The sequence below is a fragment of the Vitreimonas sp. genome (assembly GCF_036392335.1).
In the GTDB taxonomy this organism is placed as follows: Bacteria; Pseudomonadota; Alphaproteobacteria; order Caulobacterales; family Aquidulcibacteraceae; genus Vitreimonas.
The window spans coordinates 36746-43673 of record NZ_DASVYD010000034.1 but is presented as its reverse complement, the minus strand read 5'-3'; the positions used below and the strand labels follow the sequence as shown (position 1 = coordinate 43673).

Below are 6928 nucleotides of genomic sequence, written 5' to 3'. Positions count from 1 at the left end.
GATGAAGCTTAAGCCGCCTTCTTCGCGCCGAAGCGCTCGTAGAAGCTTTCGTTCTTCGCGGCCATGTCGCGCAGCAACTTGTTCGGACGGAAGCGGTCGCCGTACTTGTCAGCGAGGCGATCGGCTTCCTCCACGAATTTCTTCGTACCCCAGAACAGGTCGATATAGCTGATGCAGCCGCCGGAATACGGCGCAAAGCCCCAGGCCAGGATCGAGCCGACGTCGGCGTCGCGCGGATCGGTGATCACGCCCTCCTCGAAGCAGCGCGCCACCTCGATGCACTGACGGAACAGGAAGCGCTTGGTCAGCTCTTCCTTCAGCGCCGGCGGGCATTCCTTCGTCTTCACTTCGATCTTCTCGGCGAGACCCGGCCAGATGCGCGTCGGCTTGCCGTCGTCACCGTACTCGTAATAGCCCTTGCCGCCCTTGCGGCCGACGCGGCCCTTGTCTTCCACCAACCACGACAGCATCGCCGCGCGCGGATCCTTTTTGTAATCCTGCTGATTGAGCTCGGCATTGGTCTTACCGATCTTCAGCGCGGTATCGAGGCCGACGCTGTCGGACACTTCGAGCGCGCCCATCGGCATGCCGCACTGACGGCCGACATTCTCGATGATCGCCGGCGCAATGCCTTCCATCAGCATCTCGACGCCTTCGGCTGGGTAGGTGCCGAAGCAGCGCGAGGTGTAGAAGCCGCGGAAATCGTTCACGATGATCGGCGTCTTCTTGATCTTCAGCACGTAATCGATCGCCTTAGCGACGGTTTCATCCGTCGTGTCCTTGCCGCGGATCAGTTCGACAAGACCCATGCGCTCGACCGGCGAGAAGAAGTGGATGCCGATGAAATTCTTCGGCCGCACCGAGGCTTCCGCCAAGCCGGTGATCGGCAGCGTGGAGGTGTTGGAGCCGAATACGGCGGTCTCACCCAGGAATGCCTCGGCCTTCTTGGTGACTTCCGCTTTCAGCGCCGGGCTCTCGAACACGGCTTCGACGACGAGGTCCGAACCCTTGATCAGCGCATAATCAGTCGAGGGCGTAATGCGGGCGAGCAATTCGTCACCCTTCTCCTTGGTGAGCTTGCCGCGCGACACGTCCTTATCGACGATGCGCTTGGAATAAGCCTTGCCCTTTTCGGCCGCTTCTTGGCTCACATCGAGCAGCACAGTCTCGATGCCGGCCTTGGCTTGCACGTAAGCGATGCCCGCGCCCATGAGGCCGGCGCCGATCACGGCTACCTTCTTCACGGCGTATTCGGGAATACCTTGCGGACGGTTGCCGCCCTTCGACAGCGCCTGCATCGACACGAACAGCGAGCGGATCATGCCCTTCGCTTGCGGCGTGTTGGCCGTCTTCACGAAATAGCGGCTCTCGATCCGCAGCGCCGCGTCGATCGGCACCTGCGTGCCTTCATAAATGCACGACAGAATATGGCGTTGCGCCGGATAGTTGAGATTGGTCTGCTTCGACACCATCGCGTTGCCGCCGACGGAGGCCATGCCGCCGCCCGGCGTGAACGGGTGATCCTTCACCTTGTAGCCTTTGACGTCCCACGGCGCGACCGCCTTCGGGTTCGCCTTCACCCAGGCCTTCGCCGCTTCCACGGTCGTGCCGGCCGGCACGACTTCGTTGATGAAGCCCAAGCTCTTAGCTTCCTGCGGCGACTTATCCGCGCCCTGCAGGATCATCATCGCCGCATTCTGCACGCCGATCAGGCGCGGCAGACGTTGCGTGCCGCCAGCGCCCGGCAGCAGGCCGACTTTCGCTTCCGGCAGGCCAAACTTGATCTTCGGATTGTCGGCGGCGACGCGATAATGGCACGCCAGGGCGATTTCCAAACCGCCGCCCAGCGCCAAGCCTTCCAGCGCCACAGCCACCGGCTTGCCGCACGTTTCGAGCGCACGCAGCGTCTTATTCAGCGTGAACGAGCCTTCGAATTGCGCTTTCAGCTTTTCTTCTTCGCTCTTCGGCGCCGACGCATCGCCCGCGCCGCGTTGATTCATTTCGCCGAGATCGGCGCCGGCGCAGAAGCCGCTCGCCTTGCCGGACGTGATCACCACGCCCTTGATCTTGTCGTCACTCTTCACCGTGTCGGTCAGCTGCACGAGATCGCGCATCACCGAACCCGTGATCGTATTCATGGAGCGGCCCGGCACGTCGAACGTAACAAGCGCGATGCCGTCGCCATCGACGTCAATTTTGAAGTTTTCCATCGGACCTACCCCTCTATACCTTTCAAATCGAACTGGCGGCGGCGCGACTGCCGCCGCCAGCTATTGCTTCCTTAGTTCACACGTTCAATCACGGTGGCGGTGCCCATGCCGGCGCCGACGCAGAGCGTGATCAAGGCGCGTTCCTTGTTCGAACGCTCCAATTCATCGACCATGGTGCCGAGGATCATCGCGCCGGTCGCGCCCAGCGGGTGACCCATGGCGATCGAGCCGCCATTGACGTTCACCTTCTCCATGTCGAGATCGAACGCCTGCACCCAACGCAGCACGACCGCGGCGAAGGCTTCGTTCAATTCCCACAGATCGATGTCCTTGGTCGTCATGCCAAGTTTATCGAGCAGCTTCTTGGTCACGAATTCCGGACCGGTGAGCATGATCGACGGCTCCGAGCCGATCGAAGCGCCGCCGAGGATTTTCGCGCGCGGCTTCAAGCCAAGCGCTTCGCCCATTTCCTTGGTGCCGATCAGAACGGCCGCCGCGCCATCAACGATGCCCGACGAATTGCCGGCATGGTGGACGTGGTTGACCTTTTCGATTTCCGGATAACGCTGTTGGATCACGGCGTCGAAGCCCGGCATCACTTCGCCCTGCATTTGGAAGCTCGGATCAAGCGAGGCGAGCGAGTGCATCGTCGTGTCCGGGCGCATGTGCTCGTCATGGTCGAGCAGCGTGACGCCCAATTGGTCCTTCACCGCCACGATCGACTTCTTGAAGCGGCCTTCCTTCCAGGCTTTCGCCGCGCGCTGTTGCGATTGCACGGCGTAGGCGTCCACATCGGTGCGCGAGAAACCGTACTTGGTGGCGATCACGTCGGCGCCGATGCCTTGCGGCACAAAATGCGTCTTCATCGCGATCGACGGATCGGAGGCCCAGGAGCCGCCGTTCGAGCCCATCGGCACGCGGCTCATCGCTTCGACGCCGCCGCCGATCGCCAGATTGGCTTCGCCCGACTTCACCTTCGCCGCCGCGATGTTCACCGCTTCCAGGCCCGAGGCGCAGAAGCGATCAACCTGCACGCCCGCGACCGTCTCGGCGTAATTCGCGTTCAGCACGGCGATGCGTGCGATGTCGCTGCCCTGTTCGCCAATCGGCGTCACGCAGCCCAGATGCACATCATCGACCTTCGAGGTGTCGAGATTGTTGCGATCACGGATCGCTTCGAGCACTTGCGTCGCGAGCGACAGCGAAGTCGTCTCGTGCAGCGAGCCATTGCTCTTGCCCTTCCCGCGCGGCGTGCGCACCGCGTCAAACACATAGGCGTCAGCCATTTTCTTCACCTTCTAACTCCTCCCCCGCGAGCGGGGGAGGTGGCGAGCGAAGCGAGACGGAGGGGGAAACTCCAGCAGCCACCCCCTCAGTCACCGCGCTTCGCGCGCTGACAGCTCCCCCGTAAACGGGTGAGCAGTTTGGGCCCTCCATGGGACCGGAGTCGTCCCGTAGCGCGGAACCCCGCGCCTACTCCGCTGACCGCTTCCGCCGGGCCGGCGGAAGCGCGGCAAACTCAACGCGCACCGAAAGCCGGCGCCTGCACCGTCTCGTCCACGAGGCGCTGCAAAACCAATGGATCGCGCAGCCCATTCAGATACGCCGTCACCACCACGGCGACAGCTTCCGGCTGCTCGGGAAGAATGGCGTGGCTGGCGTGCGGCAAACGCACGACGCGCACCCGCTCACCGAATTCCCGCGCCAAAGCTTCGGCGTTCTCGGGCGGAGCGATCGGATCCTCCAAGGCCTGAACCACGAGCACCGGCGCAGCGCCGCCGCCCCACCATTCATCGACACATGTCGCTTGCGTCGCCGCGCTCTGCGTGCGCGCGGCGTCTGGCGTCCAACCTGACAGCCATACGCGCGCATCCTGACCGCGCGCAAAAAACACGTGCTGCAAAGCGCTCAAGCGCTCTGCGTCCGGCGCAGCACCTTGGGAGACCGATAGCACCAGGCTTTGCCGCACATCCTCCGGCATCGGCACGCGCCCGCCAGCGGCGAGCAACACCAGATTGCGCACTTTTGCTGGATGGCGCGCCGCAAGCATACGCGCCACGCGTTGGCCAAAAGCGTGTCCGACGACGTCCACGGGCGCACCGTGCGCAACCTGATCAATGACGGCCGCGGCGTCGTCCGCCAAATCGGCCAAGCTGGCGGGCTCTGGTCCCGACGATCCGCCGATGCCGCGCGGATCGGGCAAGATCACCTGGAAGCCATTGCCGGCGAGCGCGCTCGCCAACGCATCGAAATCCTCGGCCCCGCGCGCCAATGAGGGGATGAGCAAGACGGGTGCGCCTTCGCCAAGCGTGCGCACGGCGATGCGCGCATCACCCGACCGCACTTCCGCGGTCTCAGCACGCGGCGCGCTTGCGCACGCGCCGGTCCCGGCGGCTAAGGCTGAAGCGATGGCGAACCGGCGCGTCATCACAAGCTAGACCGTCTCCTCAACGACAACTTCGCCAGCGAACGAATTGGCGATGAAGCACAATTCGTGCGCGCGATGATGCAGATCGTGCAATTCCTCGGCGGTCGGCGTTTTCTCGCCGATCCAGACGATCTTCGGTCGCAGCACAACGTGCGTCACAGCGATGGCGCCCTTGGCGTTTTTGCCCATCTTGCCTTCGGCGGTGTCGTCGTAGCTGTCGATCACGAAGCCCGCGCGGCGCGCGAGATCGAGGAACGTCAGCATGTGGCACGACGACAGCGCCGCGATCAGCAGCTCTTCCGGGTCGGCTGCGTCTTCCTTCGAGAGCGGCAACTTCACCACACTCGGCGAGGAAGACCCGGCAATCGACACGCCGCCATCAAAAGAAATCAGGTGCGCACGTGAGTATTTGCCATCGGCAAATGCCTGCTCGCCCCGCTTCCAGCTGATGGTGGCGACGTGAGCGGCCATCAGAACGCCTCCGCCGCCAGCGCCATCACAGGATCGGCGCCGGTTTTCATTTTCGCCAGGTGCGCAGCCGCATCCGGCACGACGCGTGCGAGGAAGTAACGGCCCGTCGCCAGCTTCGTGTCGTAGTACGGATCGCTCGCGCCGCCATTCTTCTTCGCCGCAAACGCGGCCTTGGCTTGCAGCGTCCACATGTAGGTGAGCGCGGTGATGCCGAAGAGATTGAGGAAATCGTGGCTGGCGGCGCCGGCATTGTCGAAATTCGTCATGCCGTTCTGCATCAGCCACATGGCGCCGTCTTGCAGCTGCGCCTTGGTCGAAGCCAGCGCGTCCGTAAACGGCTTCAGATCTGCGTCGTCTTCGTGGTTGTGTACGAAATCGTCGATCTCGTTGAAGAAGGCGAAGATCGCGCGGCCGCCATTGGCGCCGAGCTTACGGCCGACCAGATCGAGCGCCTGAATGCCGTTGGCGCCTTCGTAGATCATGGCGATGCGGGCGTCGCGCACGAACTGGCTCATGCCGTGCTCTTCGATATAGCCGTGGCCGCCGAAAATCTGCTGGCAATTGGTGGCGTTCGCGTAGCCTTTGTCGGTGAGATAGCTTTTCAGCACCGGCGTCATCAGGCCCATGTAATCGCCGGCCTTCTCGCGCACTTTTTCGTCCGGCGAGGCATGCATCAAATCGCCGTAGAGCGCAGTCCAAAACGCGAAGGCGCGCGCGCCTTCATTGAACGCCTTGGCGTCCATCAACATGCGGCGAATGTCGGGATGCACGATGATCGGGTCGGCCGGGCCATCCGGATTTTTCGCGCCGGTGATCGAACGGCCCTGCAGGCGATCCTTCGCATAGGCAACGCCGTTTTGATAAGCCACCTCCGACTGCGACAAGCCCTGCAAGCCTACGCCCAAACGCGCCACGTTCATCATCACGAACATGGCGTTGAGGCCCTTGTTTTCCTGCCCCACCAAATAGCCGACGGCGTCATCGTAATTCAGCACACACGTCGCATTGCCGTGAATGCCCATCTTCTCTTCGATCTTGCCGCAGACCACGCCGTTGCGTTTGCCGGGATTGCCTTCGGCGTCGAGGATGAATTTCGGCACGATGAAAAGCGAAATGCCCTTCGTGCCGGCGGGCGCACCTTCGATGCGCGCGATCACGAGGTGGATGATGTTCGAGGCCAGATCGTGCTCGCCGGCGGAGATGAATATCTTTTGGCCGGTGATGCGATACGAACCGTCCGCTTGCGGGATTGCCTTGGTGCGCAACATGCCGAGATCGGTGCCGCAATGCGGCTCCGTCAAATTCATCGTGCCCGTCCATTCGCCGCTTACGAGTTTCGGCAGATAGGTCTGCTTCTGCTCGTCGCTGCCGTGCTGGTGGATGGCTTCGTAGGCGCCGTGCGAAAGGCCCGGATACATGCCAAACGCCATGTTCGCCGACGACACCATCTCATTCCAGGCGAGACCGACAATGTGCGGCATGCCTTGGCCGCCATAGGCCGGATCGCTCGAGAGCGCCGGCCAACCGGCGTCGACCAATTGCTTGTACGCGTCCTTGAAGCCGGGCGGCGTCGTCACCGAACCGTCCTCATGGCGCACACAGCCCTGCGCATCGCCCACCGCATTCAGCGGCGCAAGCACGCCCGCGCAGAATTTCGCCCCCTCTTCGAGCACCTGATCGATCAAATCCATCGGCGCTTCCGCGAACCCAGGCAGATTCGAGTAGCGACCAAGGTCGAGCACGTCGTTCAGGAGAAAGCGATATTCGCGGAGCGGGGCTTTATAGGTCGGCATCTTTGATCCGTGAAAGGCAATGGGCA

General features: G+C 62.7%; 5 protein-coding genes. All 5 read right to left on the bottom strand.

What is annotated here, in order from left to right; genetic code table 11:
• Positions 1 to 8: 8 nt before the first annotated feature.
• Positions 9 to 2210 carry a 3-hydroxyacyl-CoA dehydrogenase NAD-binding domain-containing protein gene (locus tag VF769_RS08215; RefSeq protein WP_331007908.1) on the bottom strand — a complete coding sequence of 734 codons (2202 nt, stop codon included), beginning with the start codon at positions 2208 to 2210 and terminating at the stop codon, positions 9 to 11.
• A 71-nt stretch (positions 2211 to 2281) separates the two neighbouring features.
• The gene (locus VF769_RS08210; protein WP_331007907.1) at positions 2282 to 3496 is read right to left on the bottom strand and encodes an acetyl-CoA C-acetyltransferase; all 1215 of its coding nucleotides are present in this window, start codon (positions 3494 to 3496) and stop codon (positions 2282 to 2284) included.
• Between the two features lie 233 nt (positions 3497 to 3729).
• Entirely contained in the window at positions 3730 to 4638 is a 909-nt protein-coding gene (locus VF769_RS08205) for an alpha/beta hydrolase (RefSeq protein ID WP_331007906.1), read from the bottom strand.
• A gap of 6 nt (positions 4639 to 4644) precedes the next feature.
• Entirely contained in the window at positions 4645 to 5109 is a 465-nt protein-coding gene (locus VF769_RS08200; RefSeq protein WP_331007905.1) for an OsmC family protein, read from the bottom strand.
• Positions 5109 to 6902 carry an acyl-CoA dehydrogenase C-terminal domain-containing protein gene (locus VF769_RS08195; protein ID WP_331007904.1) on the bottom strand — a complete coding sequence of 598 codons (1794 nt, stop codon included), beginning with the start codon at positions 6900 to 6902 and terminating at the stop codon, positions 5109 to 5111. Before VF769_RS08195 ends, VF769_RS08200 begins: the two co-directional genes overlap by 1 nt.
• Between the last annotated feature and the right edge of the window lie 26 nt (positions 6903 to 6928).

Coding starts and splice junctions, on each gene's coding strand:
- VF769_RS08215 (WP_331007908.1), bottom strand. CDS start 2,210: ATGGAAAACTTCAAAATTGACGTCGATGGCGACGGCATCGCGCTTGTT.
- VF769_RS08210 (WP_331007907.1), bottom strand. CDS start 3,496: ATGGCTGACGCCTATGTGTTTGACGCGGTGCGCACGCCGCGCGGGAAG.
- VF769_RS08205 (WP_331007906.1), bottom strand. CDS start 4,638: ATGACGCGCCGGTTCGCCATCGCTTCAGCCTTAGCCGCCGGGACCGGC.
- VF769_RS08200 (WP_331007905.1), bottom strand. CDS start 5,109: ATGGCCGCTCACGTCGCCACCATCAGCTGGAAGCGGGGCGAGCAGGCA.
- VF769_RS08195 (WP_331007904.1), bottom strand. CDS start 6,902: ATGCCGACCTATAAAGCCCCGCTCCGCGAATATCGCTTTCTCCTGAAC.